The sequence below is a fragment of the Kitasatospora sp. NPDC093558 genome (genome assembly GCF_040683475.1).
Lineage (GTDB): Bacteria > Actinomycetota > Actinomycetes > Streptomycetales > Streptomycetaceae > Kitasatospora.
Map to the genome: position 1 here is coordinate 1 of NZ_JBFBDY010001176.1, position 1395 is coordinate 1395.

Here is a 1395-nt window from a genome sequence, read left to right on the forward strand (position 1 = left end):
TTGCTCCGGCAGCCTCGCGCTGATCTCGTCTCCGTCGCAGTCGGCCCCGCGCTCGCGGGGGTTGCTCCAGGTCGGCGGCCATGCGTCGAGATGAGTAGGTGTCGGCCCCGCGCTCGCAGGGGTTGCTCCTTCCCCGGCCACGAAGGCTCGTTCGTCGTGTGGTCGGCCCCGCGCTCGCGGGGATTGCTCCGCGGTCCCGATCGAGGGCCTCCAGCCCGGTGAGCCGGCCCCGCGCTCGCGGGGATCGCTCAAGCGGCTACCTCAAGGGCAAGCGCGACCTCGGGTCGGCCCCGCGCTCGCGGGGGTTGCTCCCTGGACACGGGAGCGGTGCTGCCTGCGCCGAGGTCAGCCCCGCGCTCACGGGGGTTACTCCCGAGTGTCCCTCAGCGGCTCGTCGGCGGCGAGGTCGGCCCCGCGCTCGCGGGGGTTGCTCCTACATGAGCTTCCAGCCTGCGCGTTACCCGGCGTCGGCCCCGCGCTCGCGGGGATTGCCCCAGCAGCTGTCCGGTCAGGGTGAGGCAGGACTGGTCGGCCCCGCGCTCGCAGGGGTTGCTCTCAAGGATTCACGCGATACGCTCCGAAGCATGCGTCGACCCCGCGCTCGCGGGGGTTACCCCGCTGGCTACATCGACCAGCTGCTGTACCAGACATCGGCTCCGCGCTCGCGGGGGTTGCTCCACTTGGTTCCACCTCAACCAGGCCAAGGACGTGTCGGCCCCGCGCTCGCGGGGGTTGCTCCCTTACCCTCGACTTCTCCCCCTGGAGACCCGTCGTCGGCCCAGCGTCCAAGGGGATGGCTCCGGAACTCTTCGGAGATCGAGGTCGTCATGCCCGTCGGCCCCGCGCTCGCGGGAGTTACTCCCGGAGCCGGGGGCGCCACGGCGGATGCCACCGGTCGGCCCCACGCTCGCGGGGATTACTCCCAGCTCGAGGTCTGGCTTCTCGTCGACGCGCTGTCGGCCTCGCGGGGATAGCTCCGGTGCAGACCAGGGCCGTGCGGGAGACGAGTCGCAGGAGCCGGCGGGCGGTGGGCGGTGGGCCCGTCGTAGCCGGTGGTGGTCACCAGGTGGACGACCAGGCGGTGTTCGGCGAGCGCGGCGGCATACAGCGCGCCCAGCGGGACGAGCGTGCCGTTCTCGTACTGTTTGAGGCGGCCGTCCTGGCCTCGATCCACTGCAGGCGCTCCTCGGCGAGGGGCGGGCCCTCGCGGCCTGGGGCGCGGCCGGGTCCGGCCCCGTGGGCACCGAGCAGCGCCAGTGTGTGCGCGTGAGCCGGGCGGCGAGCGCAGGACCCTGCAGGGCGAAGGCGGATCAGAGGTCCTCCGCGGACGGCCGCCGGCCGTCGTGGGGCGCGCCGGTGCCGCCCTCGGCCGCCTCCGCTCCCGCCAGGTGCGGC

Annotated in this window: 1 protein-coding gene; it reads right to left on the reverse strand. The window is 73.7% G+C overall.

The features are described 5' to 3' along the window. Nucleotides 1-916: 916 nt before the first annotated feature. Nucleotides 917-1174: a hypothetical protein gene (locus tag AB0O00_RS39530; protein WP_363659501.1), complete on the reverse strand. Its 258-nt coding sequence runs from the start codon at nt 1172-1174 to the stop codon at nt 917-919. Nucleotides 1175-1395: the final 221 nt, after the last annotated feature.